The sequence below is a fragment of the Arthrobacter stackebrandtii genome (assembly GCF_017876675.1).
GTDB classification, from domain to species: Bacteria; Actinomycetota; Actinomycetes; order Actinomycetales; family Micrococcaceae; genus Specibacter; species Specibacter stackebrandtii.
Genome location: NZ_JAGIOI010000001.1, coordinates 3,829,851 through 3,853,560, shown reverse-complemented (window position 1 = coordinate 3,853,560; position 23,710 = coordinate 3,829,851). Strand labels below are relative to the sequence as shown.

20 protein-coding genes are annotated in these 23,710 nt (G+C 66.3%); 3 read left to right on the top strand and 17 right to left on the bottom strand.

Annotated elements, in window-relative coordinates; all coding sequences use genetic code 11:
- Window positions 1-3 precede the first annotated feature (3 nt).
- Genes zwf through pgl form a run of 3 tightly spaced genes read left to right on the top strand, consistent with a single transcriptional unit; the run spans window position 4 to window position 3,286 of the window.
- Window positions 4-1,548, top strand: coding sequence for a glucose-6-phosphate dehydrogenase (gene zwf / locus JOF48_RS16855; protein WP_209682596.1), 1,545 nt, complete (start codon window positions 4-6; stop codon window positions 1,546-1,548).
- Complete coding sequence (locus JOF48_RS16850; protein WP_209682594.1) at window positions 1,545-2,486, top strand: glucose-6-phosphate dehydrogenase assembly protein OpcA; 942 nt, start codon at window positions 1,545-1,547, stop codon at window positions 2,484-2,486. The genes zwf and JOF48_RS16850 overlap by 4 nt, the downstream gene beginning before the upstream one ends.
- A complete protein-coding gene (pgl, locus tag JOF48_RS16845) occupies window positions 2,483-3,286 on the top strand; it encodes a 6-phosphogluconolactonase (protein WP_209682592.1) in 804 nt (267 codons plus the stop codon). The genes JOF48_RS16850 and pgl overlap by 4 nt, the downstream gene beginning before the upstream one ends.
- A gap of 202 nt (window positions 3,287-3,488) precedes the next feature.
- Here the strand turns inward: pgl and secG are convergent, their stop codons facing one another.
- The 17 genes from secG to JOF48_RS16760 all read right to left on the bottom strand — a co-directional run bounded on the left by secG (window position 3,489) and on the right by JOF48_RS16760 (window position 23,606).
- The gene (gene secG / locus JOF48_RS16840) at window positions 3,489-3,761 is read right to left on the bottom strand and encodes a preprotein translocase subunit SecG (protein WP_245346589.1); all 273 of its coding nucleotides are present in this window, start codon (window positions 3,759-3,761) and stop codon (window positions 3,489-3,491) included.
- A gap of 243 nt (window positions 3,762-4,004) precedes the next feature.
- Window positions 4,005-4,820: a triose-phosphate isomerase gene (gene tpiA, locus JOF48_RS16835; RefSeq protein ID WP_209682586.1), complete on the bottom strand. Its 816-nt coding sequence runs from the start codon at window positions 4,818-4,820 to the stop codon at window positions 4,005-4,007.
- Window positions 4,821-4,931: 111 nt separating this feature from the next.
- The gene (locus JOF48_RS16830; protein ID WP_209682583.1) at window positions 4,932-6,170 is read right to left on the bottom strand and encodes a phosphoglycerate kinase; all 1,239 of its coding nucleotides are present in this window, start codon (window positions 6,168-6,170) and stop codon (window positions 4,932-4,934) included.
- A gap of 9 nt (window positions 6,171-6,179) precedes the next feature.
- Entirely contained in the window at window positions 6,180-7,187 is a 1,008-nt protein-coding gene (gene gap, locus JOF48_RS16825; protein ID WP_209682580.1) for a type I glyceraldehyde-3-phosphate dehydrogenase, read from the bottom strand.
- Window positions 7,188-7,418: 231 nt separating this feature from the next.
- Window positions 7,419-8,042: a superoxide dismutase gene (locus tag JOF48_RS16820; RefSeq protein ID WP_209682578.1), complete on the bottom strand. Its 624-nt coding sequence runs from the start codon at window positions 8,040-8,042 to the stop codon at window positions 7,419-7,421.
- Between the two features lie 105 nt (window positions 8,043-8,147).
- Window positions 8,148-9,128, bottom strand: coding sequence for a DNA-binding protein WhiA (whiA, locus tag JOF48_RS16815; protein ID WP_203314320.1), 981 nt, complete (start codon window positions 9,126-9,128; stop codon window positions 8,148-8,150).
- Between the two features lie 26 nt (window positions 9,129-9,154).
- The gene (locus JOF48_RS16810; RefSeq protein ID WP_209682574.1) at window positions 9,155-10,150 is read right to left on the bottom strand and encodes a gluconeogenesis factor YvcK family protein; all 996 of its coding nucleotides are present in this window, start codon (window positions 10,148-10,150) and stop codon (window positions 9,155-9,157) included.
- 6 nt (window positions 10,151-10,156) lie between these two features.
- Window positions 10,157-11,080, bottom strand: a complete 924-nt coding sequence (gene rapZ / locus JOF48_RS16805) for an RNase adapter RapZ (protein WP_209682571.1) — start codon at window positions 11,078-11,080, stop codon at window positions 10,157-10,159.
- 106 nt (window positions 11,081-11,186) lie between these two features.
- Window positions 11,187-13,163, bottom strand: a complete 1,977-nt coding sequence (gene uvrC, locus JOF48_RS16800; RefSeq protein WP_209682568.1) for an excinuclease ABC subunit UvrC — start codon at window positions 13,161-13,163, stop codon at window positions 11,187-11,189.
- A 131-nt stretch (window positions 13,164-13,294) separates the two neighbouring features.
- Window positions 13,295-13,963 (bottom strand): lysophospholipid acyltransferase family protein, encoded by a 669-nt coding sequence (locus JOF48_RS16795; RefSeq protein ID WP_209682565.1) that lies wholly within the window; start codon window positions 13,961-13,963, stop codon window positions 13,295-13,297.
- A complete protein-coding gene (locus JOF48_RS16790) occupies window positions 13,950-14,723 on the bottom strand; it encodes an HAD hydrolase-like protein (protein WP_342591284.1) in 774 nt (257 codons plus the stop codon). Before JOF48_RS16790 ends, JOF48_RS16795 begins: the two co-directional genes overlap by 14 nt.
- An 82-nt stretch (window positions 14,724-14,805) precedes the next feature.
- Window positions 14,806-17,682 carry an excinuclease ABC subunit UvrA gene (uvrA, locus tag JOF48_RS16785; protein ID WP_209682560.1) on the bottom strand — a complete coding sequence of 959 codons (2,877 nt, stop codon included), beginning with the start codon at window positions 17,680-17,682 and terminating at the stop codon, window positions 14,806-14,808.
- Between the two features lie 139 nt (window positions 17,683-17,821).
- Window positions 17,822-18,205 carry a GntR family transcriptional regulator gene (locus tag JOF48_RS16780; RefSeq protein ID WP_245346588.1) on the bottom strand — a complete coding sequence of 128 codons (384 nt, stop codon included), beginning with the start codon at window positions 18,203-18,205 and terminating at the stop codon, window positions 17,822-17,824.
- Window positions 18,202-20,136 carry an ABC transporter ATP-binding protein gene (locus JOF48_RS16775; protein WP_209682557.1) on the bottom strand — a complete coding sequence of 645 codons (1,935 nt, stop codon included), beginning with the start codon at window positions 20,134-20,136 and terminating at the stop codon, window positions 18,202-18,204. Before JOF48_RS16775 ends, JOF48_RS16780 begins: the two co-directional genes overlap by 4 nt.
- Complete coding sequence (locus tag JOF48_RS16770; RefSeq protein ID WP_209682554.1) at window positions 20,133-21,890, bottom strand: ABC transporter ATP-binding protein; 1,758 nt, start codon at window positions 21,888-21,890, stop codon at window positions 20,133-20,135. Before JOF48_RS16770 ends, JOF48_RS16775 begins: the two co-directional genes overlap by 4 nt.
- Window positions 21,891-22,083: 193 nt before the next feature.
- Window positions 22,084-22,782, bottom strand: a complete 699-nt coding sequence (locus JOF48_RS16765) for a PIG-L deacetylase family protein (RefSeq protein WP_209682551.1) — start codon at window positions 22,780-22,782, stop codon at window positions 22,084-22,086.
- The gene (locus tag JOF48_RS16760) at window positions 22,779-23,606 is read right to left on the bottom strand and encodes a trans-aconitate 2-methyltransferase (protein WP_209682548.1); all 828 of its coding nucleotides are present in this window, start codon (window positions 23,604-23,606) and stop codon (window positions 22,779-22,781) included. The genes JOF48_RS16765 and JOF48_RS16760 overlap by 4 nt, the downstream gene beginning before the upstream one ends.
- Window positions 23,607-23,710: the final 104 nt, after the last annotated feature.

Sequence of the window (23,710 nt, the reverse complement as noted above, 5' to 3'; positions counted from 1 at the left end):
CAGATGTCCACTTCTGCTACACGACACAATGAAAACCCGCTCCGGGACAGCCGCGACCGCCGGCTGTCCCGGGTGGCGGGCCCGTCGTCCCTGGTGCTCTTTGGAGTGACCGGGGACCTGGCGCGCAAGAAGCTCATGCCCGCCGTCTACGACCTCGCCAACCGCGGACTTCTCCCGCCCAGCTTTGCGCTGGTGGGCTTTGCCCGCCGCCAGTGGAGCGACGAACAGTTTGCCAAGGAGGTGCGCGCCTCCGTGGAGGCGTACTGCCGCACGCCCTTTGACGAGGCCGTCTGGAACCAGCTGCGCGAGGGCATCCGCTTCGTTGAGGGTGAATTTGACGACGGCGACGCATTCGAACGGCTCAAGTCCACCCTGGCAGGGCTGGATGCAAGCCGCGGCACGCGCGGCAACCACGCGTTCTACCTGTCCATCCCGCCGAAGGCGTTTGAGCAGGTCTGCCGCCAGCTGTCCGAGCACGGCCTGGCACAGACGGAGGATGAGAGCTGGCGCCGGGTGGTCATTGAAAAGCCCTTCGGCCACAACTTGGAGTCCGCCCGCGCCCTGAACAACATTGTGGAGTCGGTGTTCCCTGCCGACGCCGTGTTCCGGATCGACCACTACCTGGGCAAGGAGACGGTACAGAACATCCTGGCGCTGCGCTTTGCCAACCAGTTCTTCGAGCCTCTCTGGAACGCCAACTACGTCGACCATGTCCAGATCACCATGGCCGAGGACATTGGCACCGGCGGCCGTGCCGGCTACTACGACGGCGTGGGCGCAGCCCGCGACGTCATCCAGAACCACCTGCTGCAGCTTCTCGCGCTGACGGCCATGGAGGAGCCCATCTCCTTCAACGCCGACCACCTGCGCGCTGAAAAGGAAAAGGTCTTGGCAGCAGTCAAGCTGCCGGACGACCTCTCCACCCACTCGGCACGCGGGCAGTTTGCCGGCGGCTGGCAGGGCGGTGAGCAGGTCTTGGGCTACCTGGACGAAGAGGGCATTCCCGCCGATTCGACCACGGAAACCTACGCCGCGCTGCGCCTGGACATCAACACCCGCCGCTGGGCGGGCGTGCCGTTCTACCTGCGGGCAGGCAAGCGCCTGGGCCGCCGCGTGACGGAGATCGCCGTGGTGTTCAAGCGTGCACCCAACCTGCTGTTCACCGACCATGAAGACGACGACTTCGGCCAGAACGCCGTCGTCATCCGCGTCCAGCCGGACGAGGGCGTGACCATCCGCTTCGGCTCCAAGGTGCCGGGCACGCAGATGGAGGTCCGCGACGTCACCATGGACTTTGGCTACGGACATGCCTTCACCGAGTCCAGCCCGGAAGCGTACGAGCGCCTCATCCTGGATGTGCTGCTCGGCGAACCGCCCCTGTTCCCCCGCCATGAAGAGGTGGAACTGTCCTGGAAGATCCTTGACCCGTTCGAGGAATACTGGGCAGCCGAGGGCATCCAGCCTGAAAGCTACGAACCCGGCAGCTGGGGCCCCGCCTCAGCCGACGAACTGTTGACCCGAGACGGAAGGATGTGGCGGCGTCCATGATCGTTGAACTGCCCAACACAACCACCTCCAAGATCACCAAGGAGATCGTCAAGATGCGCGAGCAGGGCGGCGTTGTCGCCCTGGGCCGTGTCCTGACACTGGTGGTCATCACCAAAAACGGCCTGGAGGAGGAAGCCATCGCGGCGGCCAACCTGGCCAGCCGGGAGCACCCCTGCCGCATCATCGTGCTCGCGACCGGTTCATCCGGGGAGGAAACCCGCCTCGACGGTGAAATCCGCGTGGGCGGCGACGCCGGTGCCTCCGAGGTCATCGTGCTGCGTGGCTACGGCGAACTGGCGGTGGAGAACGAGTCCATCGTCTCCGCGCTGCTGCTGCCGGACGCGCCCATCGTGGCATGGTGGCCCAATGAGGCACCGCAGGTTCCGAGCAAGTCGCCCGTGGGCCGCATCGCCCACCGCCGGATCACCGATTCCGCCAACGCGGATGACCCCCGCGACGCGCTCAAGCACATCGCCTTGACGTACGCGGCCGGCGACACCGACCTTGCCTGGACGCGCCTGACCAACTGGCGCATCCAGCTCGCAGCCGCCCTTGACCAGTACGACGGCGCGGACCCCATCACGGGGCTCCGGGTCGAGGGTGCCAGCGACTCCCCCAGCACACTGCTGCTGGCGTCGTGGCTGCACAAGGCACTGCAGGTCCCCATCTCCGTGGTGGAGGATCCGCGCGGCACCGGCATCCGCCAGGTTGTCATCGAGCGGTCAAAGGGCAATGTGGAACTCACCCGCCCCGGCAGCCTCGAGGCCGTGCTGAGCCAGCCGGGCCAGCCCCAGCAACAAATTTCCCTGCCGCGGCGGTCCCTCCAGGACTGCCTGGCCGAGGAACTGCGCCGTCTTGATCCGGACGACGTGTTTGGCGAAGTTGTCACCGAAGGCTTGCAAAAGCTATTGGCAGAAGAAGAGGTTGTCCAGTCATGAGTTCAAACATCCGTGTCACCCCGCACCCCTCCTTCGATGTGCTGGCCGCCACCACGGCTGCCCGGCTCATCACCCGGCTGCTGGACGTCCAGAGTGAACGCGGCGAAGCAACCGTGGTGCTGACCGGCGGCAGCGTCGGCATTGCCACGCTCGCCGCAGTCGCCGCATCCCCCGCCCGCCTCGCGGTCGACTGGGGCAAGGTCAACTTCTGGTTCGGCGACGACCGCTTTGTGGAAACCGGCTCGCCTGACCGCAACCTCCGCCAGGCTTCTGAGGCGCTGCTGGACCACATCCCCGTGGACCCGGCGCGCGTGCACGCAATGGCTGCCAGCGACACCGCAGCCGATGTGGACGAGGCCGCGGCACTGTACGTTGCGGAGCTCGCCGCCGCGGCGGCTGCGGAGTGGGAGAACGACGACGCGTCCCCGGCACAGGCGCCCGCCGTCCCCCGCTTCGACGTGCTGCTGCTGGGCCTGGGCCCGGACGCACACATCGCCTCGCTGTTCCCGGAGATGGCAGGCATCCGCACCAAGGGCACTCCCGCAGTGGGCGTGCGCAACTCCCCCAAGCCGCCGCCGGAGCGCGTGTCCCTGACCCTTGAGGCCATCAACTCGGCCCAGGAAATCTGGATCGTGGCCGCAGGGGCGGACAAGGCCGCCGCGGTGGGCCTGGGCCTGGCCGGTGCCAGCGAGGTGCAGGTGCCTGCATCGGGTGCACGCGGCGTCAACAAGACGCTGTGGCTGCTCGACGAAGCGGCCGCCGCCAAGGTGCCGGGCGCCCTCATGCGCCGCGAGCCCTAGGCAGCAGAGCGGGGCTGGGCACGCCCACAGCCCGTTGGTGGTGCGACAATGACGGATCCGAGTCAATCGGATCCGTCATTTTCGTCTGCCGGGGTGCGGAGGAATTCTGCGGACCTTGCTGCAGGCGGTTCTGCAGGGCAAAGGGAAGGGCCCCGATCGGTGCAAACCAATCGGGGCCCTTCTCCTGTCTTGCGGCGTGTTGCTAGCCGCCAATGTTGCCGTAGGACATTATCAGGCCGAGGCCGATGATGACCAGGCCCCAGACGATGCCCAGGACCACTGTGAAGCGGTTCAGGTTGCGCTCGGCAACACCTGACGAACCGAGGTTTGAGCTCATGCCGCCGCCAAACATGTCAGAGAGGCCGCCGCCGCGGCCCTTGTGCAGCAGGATCAACAGGGTCAGCAGCAGGCTGGTGACACCCAAAAGAATCTGCAGTGCGATTTGTAGAGCTTCCACGGAGGGGCCTTTCAGCATGGAGATGGGTAAATCAAGACTTTGGTGGTTGCACCGCAGCCAAGTCTAACCGTGTCCACCCGCACATTGCGAATGGACACGGTTCATGACGGAGGGAGGACCCGGGAGCCCCGGGAGGGGTGCCGGGCCCATGCCTGCCGCGTTCCGGCAAAATCGCGAAGCGACTTGTCGGGCGGGCAAGTGGATGGGCCCACACACGCGAGGGGCCCCGGCCGGGGTACGAGGCCGGGGAGCGTGTGGGGACTACTTCGTGACGAGGTGGCTTTCAAAGCGGGCGATGCTGGCGAACTCGCCGGCATCGAGGCTTGCGCCGCCCACCAGGACACCGTCGACGTCACGCTCGGACATGATGGCCGCCACGTTGTTCGCCTTGACCGAGCCGCCGTAGAGGAGGCGTGTCTTGGCGGCCGTTTCGGCGTCGAAGAGTTCGGCGAGTTCGGCACGGATGGCGGCACACATTTCCTGTGCATCTTCCGGGCCGGCCACTTCGCCGGTGCCGATGGCCCAGACGGGCTCGTAGGCGATGACGAGCTTGGCGGCTTCCTCGGCGGTCAGGCCGGCGACTCCGCCGCGGACCTGGGCGACGGTGTGCTCGACGTGGGTGCCGGCCTTGCGGATCTCCAGGCCTTCACCGGCGCACAGCACGGGCGTGACGTCGTTGCGGAACGCGGCCTTGACCTTGGCGTTGAGCAGCTCGTCGCCTTCACCGTGGATTTCGCGGCGTTCGCTGTGGCCCACCAGGACGTATGCGCAGCCGAGCTTGTTCAGGAAGGCACCGGAGATGTCGCCGGTGTAGGCGCCGGAGTCCTTGTCGGAGAGGTCCTGGCCGCCGTAGGCGAGCTTGAGCTTGTCGCCCTGGACCAGGGTCTGCACACCGCGCAGGTCGGTGAAGGGAGGGAAGACAGCAACTTCCACCCGGGCAAAGTCATGGCGGGCGTCGGACAGCGTCCATGCCAGCTTCTGCAGGAGGGTGATGCCCTGGACGTGGTCCATGTTCATCTTCCAGTTGCCTGCGATCAGCGGCGTCCGGTCAAAATTGCCGTTCGTTGAAGTAGTCATCGCTTCTCTCGTTTCTTGCGTTGCTTAGAGTAAAACTTGTAGCTAAAAGTCAAGGGGTGCCTGCGGCAAAAAGGTGGCGGCAGGGCGGACCCTGCCACCACCTCGGTGCAGCTAGCGTTCCAGTGCAACCAGTCCGGGGAGTTCCTTGCCTTCAAGGAATTCCAGGCTGGCACCGCCGCCGGTGGAGATGTGCCCGAAGGCGGCATCCTCAAAACCGAGCGAGCGGACTGCGGAGGCGGAGTCGCCGCCGCCGACGACGGTGAAGCCGCCGTTGCTGCTGTTCGCGGCCAGGGCTGCTGCCACGGCGCGGGTGCCCTCTGCGAAGGCGGCAAACTCGAACACGCCCATGGGGCCGTTCCAGAAGACCGTCTTGGCTCCGGCGATGGCCGTGGCAAACGCGGCACCGGTTTCGGGTCCGATGTCCAGGCCGAGCCCGGTGGCGCCGAAGGAGCTTGCCTCCATGTCCGTCGCCGGCACGACCTCGTTGGCCGCGTCGGCGGCAAACGCCGCCGCAACCACAATGTCGGTGGGCAGCACGAACGTGGTGCCTGCCGCGGCTGCGCGTGCCAGGTAGTCCTGGACCACGGGGATCTGGTCGACCTCAAGCAGGGAGGCACCCACCTTGAAGCCTTGGGCTGCCAGGAAGGTGAACAGCATTCCGCCGCCCACCAGGATGGAGTCTGCCTTGCCGATCAGGTTGTCGATCACGGCCAGCTTGTCGGAGACCTTGGATCCGCCCAGCACCACCACGTAGGGCCGCTCGGACTCGGTGGTGAGCTTGCGCAGCACCTCGAGCTCGGTCTTGACCAGGTCGCCCTGGTAGGACGGCAGTGCCTTGGCAATGTCGAACACGCTGGCGTGCTTGCGGTGCACCGCACCGAAGGCGTCGTCAACGTAGGCGCCGTTGTCCCCTGTGAGGGCGGCGAGCTCGGCAGCGAAAGCCGCGCGTTCGCCGTCGACCTTGGAGGTCTCGCGGGCGTCAAAACGCACATTCTCGAGCACCAGGACGGAGCCGTCGGCCAGGGCGGCAGCAGCCGCCTGGGCGGCGGGACCGGTGGTGTCGGCTGCCAGTGTCGCGTTCAATTCGGGGGCCAGTTCAGCCAGGCGCGTCACGGCCGGGGCCAGTGAGTACTTTGCCTCGGGAGCTCCCTTGGGCCGGCCCAGGTGGGCGCTGACCAGGACGCGTGCGCCGGCATTTGCCAGTGCCTTGATGACGGGCAGGGATGCCTTGATGCGCCCGTCGTCTGTGACGTTAGAGCCGTCGAGCGGCACGTTCAGGTCACTTCTGACCAGTACGTACCGCCCGCGGACACCTTCATCGATAAGTTCGTTGAGGGTGTGAAGAGTCATTCGTTCGCCTTAGAGCTTCGAGGCGACGAGCTTGGTCAGGTCGACCAGGCGGTTGGAGTAGCCCCACTCGTTGTCGTACCAGGAAACAACCTTGACCTGGTTGCCAATGACCTTGGTCAGGCCCGAGTCGAAGATCGAGGAGGACGGGTCCGTGACGATGTCGGAGGAAACGATGGGATCCTCGGTGTACGTCAGGTAGCCGGCCAGCTTGCCTTCGGCGGCTGCAGCCTTGTAGGCGGCGTTGACTTCCTCAACAGTGACCTCGCGGCTGACGGTTGCGGTCAGGTCGGTGGCGGAACCCGTGGGGACGGGCACGCGGATGGCGTAGCCGTCGAGCTTGCCCTTGAGCTCCGGCAGGACCAGGCCGATGGCCTTGGCCGCACCCGTGGAGGTGGGGACCATGTTGATGGCGGCGGCGCGTGCACGGCGGAGGTCGCTGTGCGGGCCGTCCTGCAGGTTCTGGTCGGCAGTGTAGGCGTGGATGGTGGTCATGAGACCGCGCTCCAGGCCGAAGTTGTCGTTCAGGACCTTGGCCAGCGGGCCGAGGCAGTTGGTGGTGCAGGATGCGTTGGAGATGATGTTGTGCGCAGCCGGGTCGTACAGGTCGTCGTTGACGCCCATGACGATCGTGATGTCCTCGTCGGAGGCCGGTGCGGAGATCAGGACCTTCTTGGCGCCTGCATCGATGTGCTTCTGTGCCCCTGCTGCCTTGGTGAAGAAGCCGGTGGACTCGATGACGATGTCAACACCCAGCTCGCCCCAGGGGAGGTTGGAGGGATCGCGCTCGGCGAAGACCTGGATGGTCTTGCCGTTGACAACCAGGTGGCCGTCCACAACTTCAACGCTGGCGGCCAGGCGGCCGGTTACGGAGTCGTACTTGAGCAGGTGTGCCAGGGTCTCAGGGCTGGTCAGGTCATTGACGGCAACGATGTCAATGTCGGCACCCTGGGCAAGGGCGGCGCGGAAGTAGTTGCGGCCGATGCGGCCGAACCCGTTGATACCAATACGAGTAGTCACTTGTTCTCTCTCCTTGGTGCTCCAAATTGAACACACGTAGACAGGCTGAAGGTCACCTTCAACCATGGTTTCCCGCACGACGTTGGGCAGAGATCTTCTTGCTGGCGCCGTAAAAACAGGCGTCGTGATCCATATTACGTTCTATGGGGCCCGCCCCGTTAATCTTACGGAGCGGGCGTCCATATATTGGTCATGTGCGCGGCGGTGCTGCCGCCGCGCCGCAGTTCCGCCTTACGGCAGGATCAGCGAGGTGGCGTTCTTGCGGGCCGCCTCAAAGCGCTTGGACACGTCGGCCCAGTTCACGAGGTTCCAGAATGCCTTGACGTAGTCAGCCTTGACGTTGACGTAGTCCAGGTAGAAGGCGTGCTCCCACATGTCCAGCATCAGCAGCGGGGTGGTGGCCACGGGGACGTTGCCCTGCTGGTCGAACAGCTGCTCGATGACCATGTTGCCGCCGAGGCCCTCGTAGGACAGCAGCGCCCAGCCGGAGCCCTGGATGCCCATGGCGGCGGCGGTGAAGTGGGCGCGGAAGGCGTCGAAGGAGCCGAAGGCGTCGTCGATTGCTGCTGCGAGCTCGCCCTCAGGCTTGTCGCCGCCGTCCGGTGACATGTTGTTCCAGAAGATGGAGTGGTTGGTGTGGCCGCCGAGGTGGAATGCCAAGTCTTTGGAGAACCTGTTGATATTGGCGAAGTTGTTGCTTTCGCGGGCCTCTGCCAGCTGCTCAAGGGCCTGGTTTGCACCGGCAACGTATGCTGCGTGGTGCTTGCTGTGGTGCAATTCCATGATGCGGGCGGAAATATTGGGCTCCAGAGCAGCGTAGTCATAGCTGAGTTCTGGAAGTGTGTACTTAGTCACGGTTCCTCCATTGCGTTTCTTCTAGTGTTTGCCGGCCACGTGGGCCGAACCTGTGGACAGCCGTTTCCGGCCGCCCCACGTCTCTACTCTTTCATACTAGGCGCGTTAGCCATCCAGCATGTCAAAAGTGACGTTGGACTCAGTGCCCGGGATGCCCAGGTCCTTGGCTTTCTTGTCCGCCATGGCCAGCAGGCGGCGGATGCGCCCGGCGATGGCGTCCTTGGTCAGCGGAGGGTCGGCCAGCCGGCCCAGCTCGTCCAGGCTCGCCTGCTTGTGGGCCACGCGCAGGGCGCCGGCATATTGCAGGTGGTCCGGGACGTCGTCGCCGAGGATCTCCAGGGCACGCTCCACCCGGGCGCCGGCAGCCACGGCGGCCTGGGCCGAGCGGCGCAGGTTGGCGTCGTCAAAGTTGGCCAGGCGGTTGGCGGTTGCCCGCACCTCCTTGCGCATGCGCCGCTCCTCCCAGACGAGGAAGGTGTCGTGGGCACCCATGCGGACCAGCAGTTCACCGATGGTGTCGCCGTCGCGGATGACCACCCGGTCCACGCCGCGGACGTCGCGCGCCTTGGCGGCAATGTCCAGCCGTCGGGCGGCGCCCACCAGGGCAAGCGCGGCCTCCGGGCCGGGGCAGGTGACTTCCAGGGCCGAGGAGCGGCCGGGTTCCGTCAGGGAGCCGTGCGCCAGGAAGGCGCCGCGCCAGACCGCCTCGGCATCCGCCGTCGAACCATTGACGACGGCGGACGGCAGCCCGCGCACGGGACGTCCCCTGCCGTCGAGCAGGCCGCTCTGGCGCGCCAGTGCCTCACCGTCGCGGACAACGCGCACCACGTAGCGGCTGCCGCGCCGCAGCCCGCCGCCGGAAACGACGACGATCTCGCTTTGGTGCCCGTACATCTCGGCGATGGCCAGGCGCAGCCGGCGGGCCGTTGCCGCCGTGTCCACCTCGGCCTCGATCACGATGCGCCCGGAGATGATGTGCAATCCCCCGGCGAATCGCAGCAGGGCTGAGACTTCAGCCTTGCGCACCGAGGATTTCTTGATCTCCAGACGGGAGAGTTCCTCTTTTACCGCCGCTGTCAGCGCCATGGTTCAGCCTCCACTTTCACAAACATCTAATATCCCCCAAAAATATCGCGGTATGACGCGGCCAGCCGCAACGGGTCATGGACCGCCTTGCCGGCCGTGCCTTCGACCATGCCGAACACCACCTGCGCGCCCATCATGGCTGCGGCTGCCCGGAACTCGTCAACGTCGGCGATGGACCGCGGATCGGCCAGCACCACATCGACCGTGAATCCCGGCGCGTAGCGGGCGATGACATGCAGGTGGTCTGCGGCGTTCATGCCGGCTGCCTCGGCATCGTTGACGTCCAGGTTCATGGTGAGCAGCCGCTTGGCCTTGGTGGTGCACAGGGCGTCGCGCATTTCCGGCAGCAGCAGGTGCGGCAGCACGGACGTGTACCAGGAACCGGGGCCCAGGACCACCCAGTCGGCGTTGTGGATTGCCTCGACGGCCTCCGCACACGCCGGTGCGTCCTGCGGCATGAGCTGGACATAGTCGAGTTCTCCCGCCTTGGCCAGGACCGACTGCCCGGTGATGAGCGGGCCTGGAACGCCGTTGTCCTTGGCCCGCCCTTCAATGGTGAGGGGCACGCTGGCCATGGGCAGCACCTCGCCGCGGGCGCCCAGCAGGGCACCCGCCCAGCGCAGTCCGGCCACGGTGTCGCCCAACAGCTCCCACAAGGTGACAATCAGCAGGTTCCCCAAGGCGTGGTTGTCGAGGGAACCCGAGATGCCCTCGCGGGAGGTGAAGCGGTGCTGCATGACGTCGCGCCAGGTGCGGCCCCAGTCGGTGTCGTCACACAGTGCGGCCAGCGCCATGCGGAGGTCGCCCGGGGGAAGGACGCCCAACTCTTCGCGCAGGCGGCCGGAGGAACCGCCGTCGTCAGCGACCGTGACGACGGCGGTGATGTTGCCGGTGATCAGGCGCAGGGCGGAGAGGGAGGCGGCCAGCCCGTGCCCGCCGCCGAGGGCTGCCACCTGCACTGCCGATTCCGGGCCCGACAATTTCGCTGCCGACGGAATGATCGGCAAAATTCCCGTGTACACGCGCGCCTACTCCCGGCCGAGGTCGCGGTGGCGGATGCTGGTGGTGACGCGGGGCAGCTGGCTCAGGCGCTTGGCCAGTTCAATGGCGACGGCGACCGAACGGTGCTTGCCGCCCGTGCAGCCAATGGCGATCGTGGCATAGTGCTTGTTCTCGCGGCGGTAGCCTTCCAGCACTGGTTCCAGGGCGTGGACGTAGCGGTCCACGAAGTCTGCCGCGCCGTTGTCCTTGAGGACAAAGTTGCTGACGGCCTCGTCCTGGCCTGTGAGCGGGCGCAGCTGCGGGATCCAGTGTGGGTTGGGGATGAAGCGGACGTCGGCAACATAGTTGGCGTCCACGGGCAGGCCGTACTTGAAGCCGAAGCTCATGACGGTCAGGGTCAGCACCACCGGGCCGGACTCGGAGAACAGCTCCGTGACGGCTGAACCCAGCTGGTGGACGTTCAAGTCGGAGGTGTCCAGGAGCATTTCCGCCTGGGCCTTCATCTCGGCGAGCAGCACGCGCTCGGCGGCGATGCCGTCGAGGATGCGCCCGTCCTTCTGGAGCGGGTGCGGGCGGCGGCCCTGCTCGAAGCGGCGCACCAGGGTGTCGTCGCTGGCGTCCAGGAACAGCACCCGGTAGGCGACGCCGGCGGCGGACAGGGCGTTGAGTGATTCGCGGATGTCGGCGAAGAGGGCCTTGCCGCGCACGTCGACGACGACGGCCAGCTTGGGCAGCGCCCCCGGCATGCGCGAGACAAGCTCGGACAGTGTGCCGAGCATCTGCGGCGGCAGGTTCTCAATTACGTACCAGCCGTGGTCTTCGAGGGCATTGGCGGCCGTGCTTCGGCCGGCCCCGGACATGCCGGTGACAACCAGAAGTTCCGATTCGACAGGCTTGATGGGAGTCAGGTCCCCATCCACGGTTGAGGTTTCGTCCTGCTGTTCTGTCATTGCACTTCCCTGTCACTAGATTGCTGGCAGTCTTGCCACTAAGCCTAGTCGCAGGGGCCCCAAACTCGCGAAGCGGGTTAAGGGGTCGCGGCACCGGTGCTGCCCGCTAGTCCAGGATTTCGCCCGTCGTCATGTTCACTGCCGGCGCAGCACCCTCACCCGAACCGTCGGCGCCGAGGGTGGCATGGATGGCCGCCGCGAGGGCGGGGCCGATGCCCTTGGCCTGTGACAATTCATCCGGGGATGCCGCCCGGACCTTCTTCAGCGAGCCAAAGTGTGCCAGCAGCGCCTTCTGCTTGGCCGGGCCAAGGCCAGGCACGGTGTCCAGCACGGAGGCAACCATGGCCTTGCCCCGCTTGGCCCGGTGGAAGGTGATGGCGAAGCGGTGGGCCTCGTCGCGGATGCGCTGCAGCAGGTACAGTCCCTCGGAGGAACGGGGCAGGATGACAGGGAAATCGCTGTCCGGAACCCACACCTCCTCGAGCCGCTTGGCCAGGCCAACCACGGCCACGTCGGTGATGCCGAGGTCCGCCAGCGCACGCGATGCCGCGTTGACCTGGGGCACGCCGCCGTCGACCACCACGAGGTTGGGCGGGTAGGCGAACTTGCCGCGGACAGTCTCGGCTGCCTCTCCCCCGGGGGAAATCTGGCCGGAGGCGGGTGCCGCCTGGGCACGCTCCTGCTGCTCGGCCAGGTAATTCTTGAAGCGGCGGCTGATGACGTCGTACATGGATGCGGTGTCGTCAATGGCGGCATCGCCGGTGATCGCAAACTTGCGGTACTCCCCCTTTTTAGCGATTCCGTCCTCCACAACCACCATGGATGCGACCACATTGGTGCCTTGCACGTGCGAGATGTCGTAACATTCGATGCGCAGCAGCGGCATGGGCAGGTCGAGGGCCTCCTGCAGTTCGGCAAGGGCCAGCGACCGCGTGGTCAGGTCACCCGCCCGGCGTGACTTGTGCAGCAGCATGGCCTGTCGCGCGTTCGCCTGGACGGTGTCCATGAGCGCGGCCTTCTCACCCCGCTGCGGCACCTTGATGGAGACTTTCCCCTGCCGCAGCCCGCCCAGCCATTCGGCGAGGTATTCGTGGTTGGTGGGGAGCTCCGGCAGCAGGATCTGGCGCGGAATGTTGTCCTGCTGCGACTCCTCGGCACCGTAGACCTGCTGCATGAGGTGCTCCCAGAGTTCGGCGTCCGTGGCGTCCTCCACCTTCTCCACCACCCAGCCGCGCTGGCCCCGGATGCGCCCGCCGCGGACGTAGAACACCTGGACGGCCGCCTCGAGTTCATCTTGTTCGACGGCGAAAATGTCGGCATTGGTGTCTTCCGCCAGCACCACGGCGTTGCGTTCGAAAACTTTTTTGAGCGCGATGATGTCGTCGCGCAGCCGGGCGGCCCGCTCATAGTCGAGCTCGGCGACGGCTTCCTTCATTTGCTTCTCGAGGGTGCTGATGAAGCGCTTGGCCTCGCCACCCATGAAGTCGCAGAAGTCCTGGGCGAGGGCCTTGTGGTCCTCCTCGCTGATGCGCCCCACGCAGGGTGCGGCACACTTGTCGATGTAACCGAGCAGGCAGGGCCGGCCGCTGCGCTCGGCCCGGCGCAGCACGCCGGGGCTGCAGCTGCGCACGGGGAACACGCGCAGCAGGGTGTCCATGGTTTCCCGGATGGCGCCCGCCGTGTACGGGCCGAAGTACTTGGTGCCCTTGCGCCGCTCCCCCCGCATGACCTGCACGCGCGGGTATTTTTCGCCCATCGACACGGCCAGGTACGGGTACGTCTTGTCGTCCCGGAAGGCCAGGTTGTAGCGGGGTGCAAATTCCTTGATCCACGTGTATTCCAGCTGCAGCGCTTCAAGCTCGCTGCCCACGATGGTCCACTGCACGCTCGCGGCATGGTGCACCATGGCGTGGGTCTTGGGCAGCAGCGTGGCCGGGTTGGCGAAGTAGGAGTTCAGCCGTGAGCGCAGGTTTTTGGCCTTGCCCACGTAGATGATGCGCCCGTGTTCGTCCCTGAAACGGTATACGCCGGGATCGGTGGGAATTTCGCCCGTCTTGGGCCGGTAGGTGCTGGGATCTGCCACAACTACATCCTAGGCTGTCGCCGCCGGGCCGGCCCAAAGCAGCGCGGTGCAGTGCCGGGCCCAAGGCAGTGCCGGGCCCCTCCCGGCCCGGTGCGCACGGCCCTGCCCTTGTTTGTGCAAGGGCGGGGGGACTATTCGGCGGCGGGGCTCTGGTTGTACTTGGTGCTGCGTTCCTGGCCGGTCAGCTCCGCAATAGCGTCCATGATGGCGTCGGTGGCGGCCCTCCGGGCAGGCAGTGAATGGTCCGGGCCTGTCTTTTCAAACGTCAGCGGCTTGCCAAAGCGCAGCGTGAACGGGGCCGGGTGGACAGTCTTCTTCCCGGCCGGCTGCAGCTTCTCGGTGCCGATGATGCCCACGGGAACAACCGGTGCGCCGGTGGTGAGCGCCAGCCAGCCGACGCCGGTCCGCCCCCGGTACAGCACACCGTCGCGCGAGCGGGTCCCTTCCGGGTAGATGCCAACGCCGTCGCCGCGGCCCAGAATTTCCAGGAGTGTCTTCAGCGCCGCAACGCTGGCCGCCTGCTCGCCGCGCTCCACGGGGATGGAATGCACGGATTCGAAGAAGGCCTTCTGCAGCTTGCCCTTGAGCCCCTTGCCGGTGAAGTACTCGGCCTTTGCAAAAAAGGACACTGGCCGCGGGGTCAGCGCCTGGACAATGACCGAGTCAAAAAATGAAAGGTGGTTGGGTGCCACGATGAATGGCCCTTCCACGGGAACGTTCTCCACGCCTTCAACGGTGGGCCGGCACAGGCCCTTAATGGTTCCGCGCGTCAGCACGCGGGTCATGTCATAGATCGCCATGGGTGCCCTCCCCCGCCGTTGCGGTGAGCGTTGCCAGAAGTTCCTCCGCGGACTGGACGACGGCGCGGGCTCCTGCCGCTGCCAGCTCTCCGTCGGCGGCAAATCCCCAAGCAACGCCGACGCACTCCAGCCCGTTGCCGGCGGCACCGTGAACGTCCTGGTGCCGGTCGCCCACCATGACGGCGTGCGGCAGCTGGCCGGGTTCGGCACCGGCGGCAGCCGCGGGTGCCGTCTCCGCCAGGGCGGCCGCGATGATTTCCGTCTTTCCGGGACGGTAGCCGGGGTCGCCCGGCTTCAGCGTCTCGTCGGCGTGCGAGCCCCGGATCGCCACAAAGTAGCGGTCCAGCCCGTGATGGGCCAGCAGGACCTTGGCCAGCGGCTCCGGCTTCTGGGTGGCCACGGCAAGTTGCACGCCGCGCGCCTGCAGCTGCGCCAGCACCTCCTCCACGCCGGGGTAGACGACGGACATGGCCATGCCCCGGGCCCCGTACCAGGCGCGGTAGGCGGCGATGACATCCTCCACCTTGCCGGCGGGCACGCCCAGGAGGTTGACCAGGGCGTCGGCAAGCTTGGGTCCGATGACGGCGTTCAGCTCGTCGAGGCTGGGAACCGGCAGGTCCATGGCAGCAAGGGCATGCTGCAGGCCTCCGGTGATGCCGCCGGCGGGGTCAACCAGGGTTCCGTCGAGGTCAAAAAGGACCACAGAGGGCGGGCCGTCACGTTTTATGCCCGCGTTTGTGGCAGGGATTGCAGTACTCACGTCCATAGTTTCTCACGACCCCGGCACACTGGAGGCCATCCATGCCGCAACGGGCATATCTGGCTCCGGTGGTTCCGGCGCCTTACAGCACCTCGCGGAGGAACTCGGCCGTATAGCTCTCGGAGCTCTTGGCCACCTTCTCGGGCGTGCCTGCCGCCACAAGCCGCCCGCCGCCGGTGCCGCCGTCGGGGCCCAGGTCCACGATCCAGTCGGCACTCTTGATCACGTCGAGGTTGTGCTCGATGACGATGACGGTGTTGCCCTTGTCCACCAAGCCCTGGAGCACCAGCAGGAGCTTGCGGATGTCCTCGAAGTGCAGGCCCGTGGTGGGTTCGTCCAACACATAGATGCTGCGTCCGTTGGAGCGCTTCTGCAGTTCTGCCGCGAGCTTGACGCGCTGCGCCTCGCCGCCGGAGAGCGTGGTGGAAGCCTGCCCCAGCCGCACGTAGCCCAGTCCGACGTCGACCAGCGTGCGCAGGTGCCGGGCGATGGGCGTGAAGGCGGCGAAGAACTCGGCGCCTTCCTCGATGGGCATGTTCAGCACGTCCGCAATGGACTTGCCCTTGTAGTGGACCTCGAGCGTCTCGCGGTTGTAGCGGGCGCCGTGGCACACTTCGCAGGGCACGTAGACGTCGGGCAGGAAGTTCATCTCAATCTTCAGCGTGCCGTCGCCGGTGCAGGCCTCGCAGCGCCCGCCCTTGACGTTGAAGGAGAAACGGCCCGGCTGGTAGCCGCGCATTTTCGACTCATTCGTCTCGGCGAAGAGCTTGCGGATGTTGTCAAAAACACCCGTGTAGGTGGCCGGGTTGGAGCGCGGGGTGCGGCCGATGGGGCTCTGGTCAACGTGCACCACCTTGTCCAGGTGCTCCAGGCCGTCCACACGCAGGTGGCGTCCGGCCACCTGCTTGGCGCCGTTGAGCTTGTTGGCGAGCACCTTGTACAGGATCTCGTTGACAAGGGTGGACTTTCCGGAGCCGCTGACACCGGTCACGGCCGTCAGGACGCCGAGCGGGAACTTCACATCAATGGTGTGCAAGTTGTTTTCCCGGGCCCCGACCACGGTGAGTTCGCGCTTTTTGTCGTACTTGCGCCGCTTGGGCGGGACGGCGATGGCCTTGCGTCCGGACAGGTAGTCGCCCGTAAGGGATTCGGTGTTGGCCAGCAGGCCCTCGAGGGACCCCGAGTGGACGACCTCGCCCCCGTGCTCGCCGGCGCCGGGGCCGATGTCCACGATCCAGTCGGCCTCCTTGATGGTGTCCTCGTCATGTTCCACGACGATGAGCGTGTTGCCGAGGTCGCGCAGCCGGGTCAGCGTTTCGATGAGGCGGCGGTTGTCGCGCTGGTGCAGGCCGATCGAGGGCTCATCAAGGACGTACAGCACGCCGACCAGGCCGGACCCGATCTGGGTGGCCAGCCTGATGCGCTGTGCCTCGCCGCCGGAGAGGGTGGCCGAGGCGCGTTCCAGGTTCAGGTATTCCAGGCCCACGTCCAGCAGGAACTTCAGGCGGGCCTGGATCTCCTTCAGGACCTGGCTGGCGATCTGCGCCTCCCGGCCCGTGAGGACCAGGTTGGAGAGGAAGTCGAAGCAGTCGCGCATGGAGAGCGCACACACCTGGGCGATGGACATGCCGTTGATAAGCACGGACAGCGATGCCGGGTTCAGGCGCGCCCCGCCGCAGGCCGGGCACGGGATCTGGCGCATGTACTCTTCGTAGCGGTCCCGGGCGGAATCGGACTCCGTCTCCATGTGCTTGCGCTGGATGTACTGCACGGCGCCCTCGAAGCCCGTGCTGTACTTGCGTTCACGGCCGAAGCGGTTGCGGTACTGGACCACAACCTTGTGGTCCTTGCCGTACAGGATGGCCGTGCGGGCGTCGGTGGACAGCTTGTTCCAGGGGGTTTCGAGCGTGAAGTCCAGCTCGGCCGCCAGGCCCTCGAGCAGCCGGTTCCAGTACTCGGTGGTGGCGGTGCCCAGCGACCACGGTGCAATGGCGCCGTCGCGCAGGGACATGAACGGGTTGGGGACAACCAGCTCCTCATCCACTTCCAGCTTGGTGCCGATGCCGCTGCAGGCGGAGCAGGCGCCGAAGGGGTTGTTGAAGGAGAAGGACCGCGGCTCAATCTCGTCAATGGCGAGGGGGTGCTCATTGGGGCAGGCCAGGTTTTCCGAGAACGAGCGGATGCGGCCGGAATCGCCGGCGTCCAGGTCCACGAGCTCGGCCAGGATGCGGCCCTCCGCCAGGCCCAGGGCGGTTTCCACGGAGTCGGTGAGCCGCTGCTGGATCCCGTCCTTGACCACGAGGCGGTCCACGACCACCTCAATGGTGTGCTTGAACGTCTTCTTCAGCTTCGGCGGGTCGCTGAGCTGGACCTGCTCGCCGTCCACCTTGGCGCGGGAATAGCCCTTGGCCGCCAGTTCCCGGAACAGTTCCACAAACTCGCCCTTGCGGTCGCGGACCACCGGCGCCAGGACCTGGAAGCGGGTGCCCTCCGGCATTTCCAGCAGCTGGTCAACGATCTGCTGCGGTGTCTGCTTGGTGATGGGTTCCCCGCAGACGGGGCAGTGCGGCGTGCCGACGCGCGCCCACAGCAGGCGCATGTAGTCGTAAATCTCCGTGATGGTGCCCACCGTGGAGCGCGGGTTTTTCGACGTCGACTTCTGGTCGATGGACACGGCGGGCGAGAGCCCCTCGATGAAGTCCACGTCCGGCTTGTCCACCTGGCCAAGGAACTGGCGCGCATAGGCGGACAGGGACTCGACATAGCGCCGCTGCCCCTCGGCAAAGATGGTGTCGAAGGCCAGCGAGGACTTGCCGGAGCCGGACAGGCCCGTGAACACGATCATGGCGTCGCGGGGCAGGTCAAGGTCCACGTTGCGCAGATTGTGCTCGCGGGCGCCCTTGACGACGAGACGGGACAAGTCCGGGCGGACAATTTCAGTGGATACAGACTGTTTCAAAAGTTTCCTTCACATCACTGACGCCGCAGCGCGGTCCGCGCCGTGGCCGTGCCGCGCCCGCCTGTACGCCGCGCGCAGCCTTCCTTCAAAAAGTATAATCGAAACTTCGTTCGAACACGCACCCCTGGGGCAGGGGAAATTACCCGCGTTCCAGTGCTGCGGTGACGATCCGCAGCGCCTGTGCCTGCGGAACCCCGAGTTCGCGCACGACGGCGGCAAAGGCGTCCGCGGCATCGGCCACCTTTGCGGCCAGCCGGTCCCCTCCGGTGGCGACGGAGGTGCCGCTGCGCCCCGCCGTCACGACCACGCCGGCCTGTTCCAGTTCGCGGTAGGCCCGTGCCACCGTGTTGGCGGCCACGCCAAGGTCGGCCGCCAACGCCCTGACCGAGGGAAGCTTGGTTCCCACGGCCAGTTCTCCGGAGGCGGCGAGGTCCAGGATGCGCAGCCGGACCTGCTCAAACGGCGGCACGGTGGATTCTGTTTCCAGGCGCCAGCGGCGCATCAGGATGTCCATGGCATTCATGATTGGCTCACTTCTTCCACCAGGGGCTCGCCAAATTGGCTCATGTAAAGATCGTAGTAGAAACCCTTCCCGGCCAACAGTTCCTCGTGGGTTCCCTGTTCGATGATGCTGCCCTGGTCCATGACCAGGATGAGGTCGGCATCGCGGATGGTGGAGAGCCGGTGGGCGATGACAAAGCTGGTCCGGTTGGCCCGCAGCTTGTTCATGGCCTGGCGGATCATGACCTCGGTGCGGGTGTCCACCGAGCTGGTGGCCTCGTCCAGGATCAGGATGCCGGGGTTCGCCACCCAGGCCCGGGCAATCGTCATGAGCTGGCGCTGGCCCTGGCTGAGTCCGCCGCCGTCGTCCGTGAGCACGGTGTCGTAGCCGTCGGGGAGGGATCGGACGAAATGGTCGACGTGGGTGGCCTCGGCCGCCTCGATGATCTCCGCCTCCGTGGCGTCGAGCCTGCCGTAGGCCAGGTTCTCCCGGATCGTTCCGCCAAACAGCCAGGCGTCCTGGAGCACCATGGCGAACTGGCTGCGGAGGTCGTCGCGGGTCAGCAGTGCCGTGTTGACGCCGTCGATCGTGATGGTGCCGCCGTCAATCTCGTAGAAGCGCATGAGCAGGTTGACAAGGGTGGTCTTTCCGGCGCCCGTGGGTCCGACGATGGCGACCGTCTCCCCCGGTTCCGCCGTGAAGGACAGATCCTTGATGAGCGGCTGCTCCGGCCTGTAGCCAAAACTGACATTGTCAAAGGCCACCCTGCCGGCAGGGGGCTTCGCCAGTGCCGCGGCCGGGACGTGGTCGGGGCGCTGCTCCTCGGCGTCGAGCAGCTCAAACACCCGCTCGGCGGAGGCGACACCGGACTGCAGCAGGTTGATCATGCTGGCCAGCTGGGACAGCGGCTGGCTGAACTGGCGCGAATACTGGATGAATGCCTGCACGCTGCCGATCGTGATGACGCCCTGCGCCACCTGGATGCCGCCCAGCACAGCCACCACCACGTAGTTGAGGTTGGAGACAAAATTGGTGCCCGGCATGATGATGCCGGAAATGAACTGCGCCTTTGCGCTGGAGGCGTAGAGCTCGTCGTTGGAGGTGGCGAACTTGTCAATGGCCTGCTGCTGCTGGCCGAAGGCCTTGATGATCTCGTGGCCCGTGAACATTTCCTCCACGTGGCCATTGAGTTCTCCGGTGCTGCGCCACTGGGCGGCAAACTGCACCTGGGAGCGTTTTGCGATCATGAAGGTCATGCCCGCAATGAGCGGGATCGTGAGCAGGGAGATGCCGGCCAGGAGGGGCGAGATGGAGAACATCATGCCGATGACCCCGCCCACCGTCAGCACGGCGATGAGCACCTGGGTCAGGGTCTGGTTGAGTGTCTGCGAAAAGTTGTCAATGTCGTTGGTGACGCGGGAGAGCAGGTCCCCGCGCGATTCCTGCTGAAAGTGCGACATGGGCAGCCGGTCGAGCTTGTCTTCAATGTCGCGCCGCAGCCGGTACATGGCGCGCTGGACAATGCCGGTGGTCATGAAGCCCTGTGACCAATTGAAGAAGAATGCCGCGATGTACAGGCACAGTACAATGGTCAGCACCGCGCCCAGTGCAGCCAGGTCCAGGCCCTGGCCGGGGACCACGTTCATGCCGGAGAGCATGTCCGCCAGCTGCCCCTGACCGGACGCGCGCAGGGCCGCGACGGCCTGTTCCTTGGTGGTGCCGGCCGGGAACTGCTCGAGCATCTTGCCCACCACGCCGTTGAAGATGATGTCGGTGGCGTGGCCCAGGATCTTGGGCGCCACAACCGACAGCCCCACGGAGATGGTGGCCATGGTGATCACAGCCGTGATGCGCCACTTGTCCGGGGCGATGAGCCCGAGGATGCGCTTGAGGCTTGGCCCGAACTGCATGGCCTTTTGCGGCGGGCCGCCGCGGCCCCTCATCATGCTCATGCCTGCACCTCCTGGAATCCGTTGCTGCCGTCGTCGGCACTCATTTGCGAGGTGACAATTTCCTGGTACGTGGGGCAGTCGAGGAGCAGCTGCTCATGCGTGCCCTGCCCCACAACCCTGCCCTCGTCGAGCACCAGAATGTTGTCCGCATCCCGGATGGTGCCCACGCGCTGGGCCACCACCAGCACGGCAGCGTCCCGGGTGACGGGTTTCAGGGCCGCGCGCAGCTTCGCGTCGGTGGCGTAGTCGAGGGCGGAGAAGCTGTCGTCAAAAAGGTACACCGAGGGCCGGGCGGCGACGGCCCGGGCGATGCACAGGCGCTGGCGCTGTCCGCCGGAGACGTTTGAGCCGCCCTGTTCGATGGGCGCGTCCAGCCCGCCCGGCATGTCCCGGACAAAGTCGGCTGCCTGGGCGGTTTCCAGGGCCTGCCACACCTGCTCGTCGGTGGCTTCCGGGTTGCCCATGCGGACGTTGCTGGCCACCGTGCCGGTGAACAGGTACGCCTTTTGCGGGACCAGGCCGATGGAGCCGCGCAGGCCGGACAGGGCCACATCCCTGATGTTGTGCCCGCCCAGCTCAATGGTGCCCACGGTGGCATCCAACAGCCTGGGTATGAGGTTCACGAGGGTCGACTTGCCGCTGCCGGTGGAGCCGATGACCGCCGTCGTGCTTCCCGGGGCGGCGGTGAAGGTGACGCCGGAGAGCACGGGGGCCTGGGCGCCGGGGTAGCTGAACGCGGCGTCGGTGACGCGCAGGGTGCCGTCGAGCCGGCCCACCTCGACGGCGCCGGGGGCGTCGACCACGCTGGCCTCCGTATCCAGGACCTCGGTGATGCGTTCGGCGCTGACAGCCGCGCGCGGGATCATCATGAACATGAACATGGCCATCATGACGGACATGAGGATCTGCATGATGTAGCTCAGGAACGCGGTCAGGGCGCCGATCTGCATGTCGCCGGCGTCAATGCGCTGCCCGCCAAACCAGAGCACTCCGACGCTGGTGACGTTCACGACGAAGAAAATGGTGGGGAACATCAGGGACATGAGGCGGCCGGCGCGCAGCTGGGATGCCGTGAGGTTTCCGTTGGCGGTGGCGAAGCGGTCGGCCTCGTAGTCACGGCGGCCAAAGGCGCGGATGACGCTGATGCCGGTGACCTGCTCGCGGAGCACGCCGTTGATGTCGTCAAGCTGGTGCTGGACCTTGCGGAAGGTGGGGACCAGGACGCGGACAATCAGGCCGATGGCAACGATCAGCACGGGCAGGATGACCAGGAGCAGGCCGGAGAGCGGCACGTCCTGGGCCATGGCGAGGACGATGCCGCCGATGCACATGATGGGCGCCATGACCATCAGGGTGAACGACATCAGCGTCAGCATCTGCACCTGCTGGACGTCGTTGGTGGTGCGCGTGATGAGCGACGGGGCGCCGATCGTACCGACTTCCTGGGAGGAGAACGTCTCCACCTTGTTGAAAAGGTCGCGGCGGATCTGGCGCCCAACACCCATGGCGAGTTGGGCGCTGAGGAAGGTGGCAGTGATGGCGCACAGCACCTGGCCCGCGGTGATCAACAGCATCCAGAGGCCCAGGTTCATGATGAGACCAATGTTGCCCTTGACCACGCCGTCGTCGATGATGTCCGCATTGAGCGTGGGCAGGTAGAGCGAGGCGATGGTGGAGAGGAACTGCAGCACCACCACGGCAACCAGCGCACCCTTGTGGGGCGCCAAATTGCGGGCGATCAATCTAAACAGCACAGATCCTCCTGTTGTTGCCCCGGACAATGAATTGCTACCGCTAACAACGTACTCCTGCCGGACGGTGTTTGGCAGCGTTCGGCGGCTGTGTGTTCACTGACAGCGCGACGACGTTTTTCGCCAGGCACGACGGCGTTGGGCGCCTTGCGCCGGCGGGCGGGCCGGGCAGTGAACCGGGCTTTCGGGAAGTGGCTCAGCCGTAAAGCTCGAAGGCCACCTTCCCGCCCTCCGTGACCATTTCCGTCTGCGCGCGCGCCTGGTCCTCCACGGGCATGTCGCTCAGCGCCCGCATGTACTCCTTGTGTTCGGCCAGTGACGCCACGGCCTTCTCAATGCTGCCGGGCGAGACGGCCTGGGCATGTGTGGGCCGCGGCGACATGACAGCCACCCACCGCGCCTTGTGCCGCGGCAGGCCTTCTTCCAGCAGCTCGGGGAAGATCCAGTCGTTGTCGGCGTCGCCCACGGCATCCAGCACGGCACGGCCCACGGCCCGGTGGTCGGCCGTATTCCAGCGTCCCTGCCCCCATTCGTCGCGGTGGTTCAGCGTCAGCACCAGGTCCGGCTTGACCCGGCGGATTTCCCGGGCAAAGTCGCGCCGCAGCCCCAACCCCTCCTCAATCCGCCCGTCGGGATGGTCGAGGAACACCAGATCCGTGACGCCCACATGCGCGCAGGCGTCCCATTGTTCCTGCACACGCAGCGGCCCCGACTCCGCGGGCGCCAGGCCCGCAATCCCTGCCTCCCCGCGCGTGGCGAGGACATAGCTGACCTCCTTGCCGGCAGCCACCCACTCGGCAACGGCCGCAGCCATCCCGTACTCGGGGTCGTCCGGGTGCGCCACGAGCACGAGCGCACGCTGCCAGTCCTGCGGAAATTCCTCAAAGCCGGTCATTGTTTTTCTCCCACCATGAAAATGCGTCGAAAAGGAAAGATCGTGCCGTGCTCCCCGCGGGGATAGGCCTGGGCCAGCAGGGCCGAATACTCCCGCTCAAATTCTGCGCTGTCCGAACCGAGGGCGGCAAGGACGGGGCGCAGCCCGGTGCCCCGCACCCACTCCAGCACCGGGTTCTCGCCCGGCAGCAATTGGTTGTACGTGGTTTCCCAGACATCCGCGCGCAGGCCGCCGCGCAGCAGCAGCTCCAGGTAGTCCCCCGGTTCCGCCACGGCGTCGTCGTGCCGCAGCACGCCGTCCAGCTGCCTGCGCCACCTTTGGCTGGCGGCCAGCTCCCGCATCAACATGTGCGACGGCGCCCCAAAGTTCCCGGGCACCTGGACTCCCAGCCACGCGCCCGGGCGCAGCTCCGCGAGCCAGCCGGACATGAGTTCCAGGTGGCCGGGCACCCACTGAAGGGCCGCATTGGAAACCACCACGTCGGTGTCGGGGCCGGGGTGCCAGTCGGCGATGTCTCCCCTGGCAAACGCCAGCCCCGGCGCACTGTGCGGCGAGGCAGCTGCGGAAGCAACGCCGTCGTGCGGGGTGGCAAGTTTCTGCGCCTCCGCAACCATGGCGGCGGAGCTGTCGATCCCCAGCACGGAGGCGCCGGGCCAGCGGGCGGACAGCGTGGCCGTCAGGTTGCCCGGGCCGCAGCCCAGGTCCACGACAGCCCGGGGCGCGGCGGCGCCGATGCGGGAGGTGAGGTCCAGGAACGGCCGGTTGCGGTGGTCGCCAAACTCCACATACTTGGCCGGTTCCCACAGGAATTCTTGTTCGCCCATGGCGCCATCCTGCCACACGCGGCGGCCGGCCCCGGCGCGCCGCACCCTGGCCGGGGCCGGCCTGCATGCCCTTCGGTTCTTCCGTGTCGGCACGAACGCCTAAG

What these genes read in the sequence shown, in the direction of transcription:
- zwf (WP_209682596.1), top strand. Translation starts at nt 4, where the DNA reads ATGTCCACTTCTGCTACACGACACAATGAAAACCCGCTCCGGGACAGC.
- JOF48_RS16850 (WP_209682594.1), top strand. Translation starts at nt 1,545, where the DNA reads ATGATCGTTGAACTGCCCAACACAACCACCTCCAAGATCACCAAGGAG.
- pgl (WP_209682592.1), top strand. Translation starts at nt 2,483, where the DNA reads ATGAGTTCAAACATCCGTGTCACCCCGCACCCCTCCTTCGATGTGCTG.
- secG (WP_245346589.1), bottom strand. Translation starts at nt 3,761, where the DNA reads ATGCTGAAAGGCCCCTCCGTGGAAGCTCTACAAATCGCACTGCAGATT.
- tpiA (WP_209682586.1), bottom strand. Translation starts at nt 4,820, where the DNA reads ATGACTACTTCAACGAACGGCAATTTTGACCGGACGCCGCTGATCGCA.
- JOF48_RS16830 (WP_209682583.1), bottom strand. Translation starts at nt 6,170, where the DNA reads ATGACTCTTCACACCCTCAACGAACTTATCGATGAAGGTGTCCGCGGG.
- whiA (WP_203314320.1), bottom strand. Translation starts at nt 9,128, where the DNA reads ATGGCGCTGACAGCGGCGGTAAAAGAGGAACTCTCCCGTCTGGAGATC.
- rapZ (WP_209682571.1), bottom strand. Translation starts at nt 11,080, where the DNA reads ATGACAGAACAGCAGGACGAAACCTCAACCGTGGATGGGGACCTGACT.
- JOF48_RS16795 (WP_209682565.1), bottom strand. Translation starts at nt 13,963, where the DNA reads ATGGCGATCTATGACATGACCCGCGTGCTGACGCGCGGAACCATTAAG.
- JOF48_RS16780 (WP_245346588.1), bottom strand. Translation starts at nt 18,205, where the DNA reads ATGAATGCCATGGACATCCTGATGCGCCGCTGGCGCCTGGAAACAGAA.
- JOF48_RS16775 (WP_209682557.1), bottom strand. Translation starts at nt 20,136, where the DNA reads ATGAGCATGATGAGGGGCCGCGGCGGCCCGCCGCAAAAGGCCATGCAG.
- JOF48_RS16765 (WP_209682551.1), bottom strand. Translation starts at nt 22,782, where the DNA reads ATGACCGGCTTTGAGGAATTTCCGCAGGACTGGCAGCGTGCGCTCGTG.
- JOF48_RS16760 (WP_209682548.1), bottom strand. Translation starts at nt 23,606, where the DNA reads ATGGGCGAACAAGAATTCCTGTGGGAACCGGCCAAGTATGTGGAGTTT.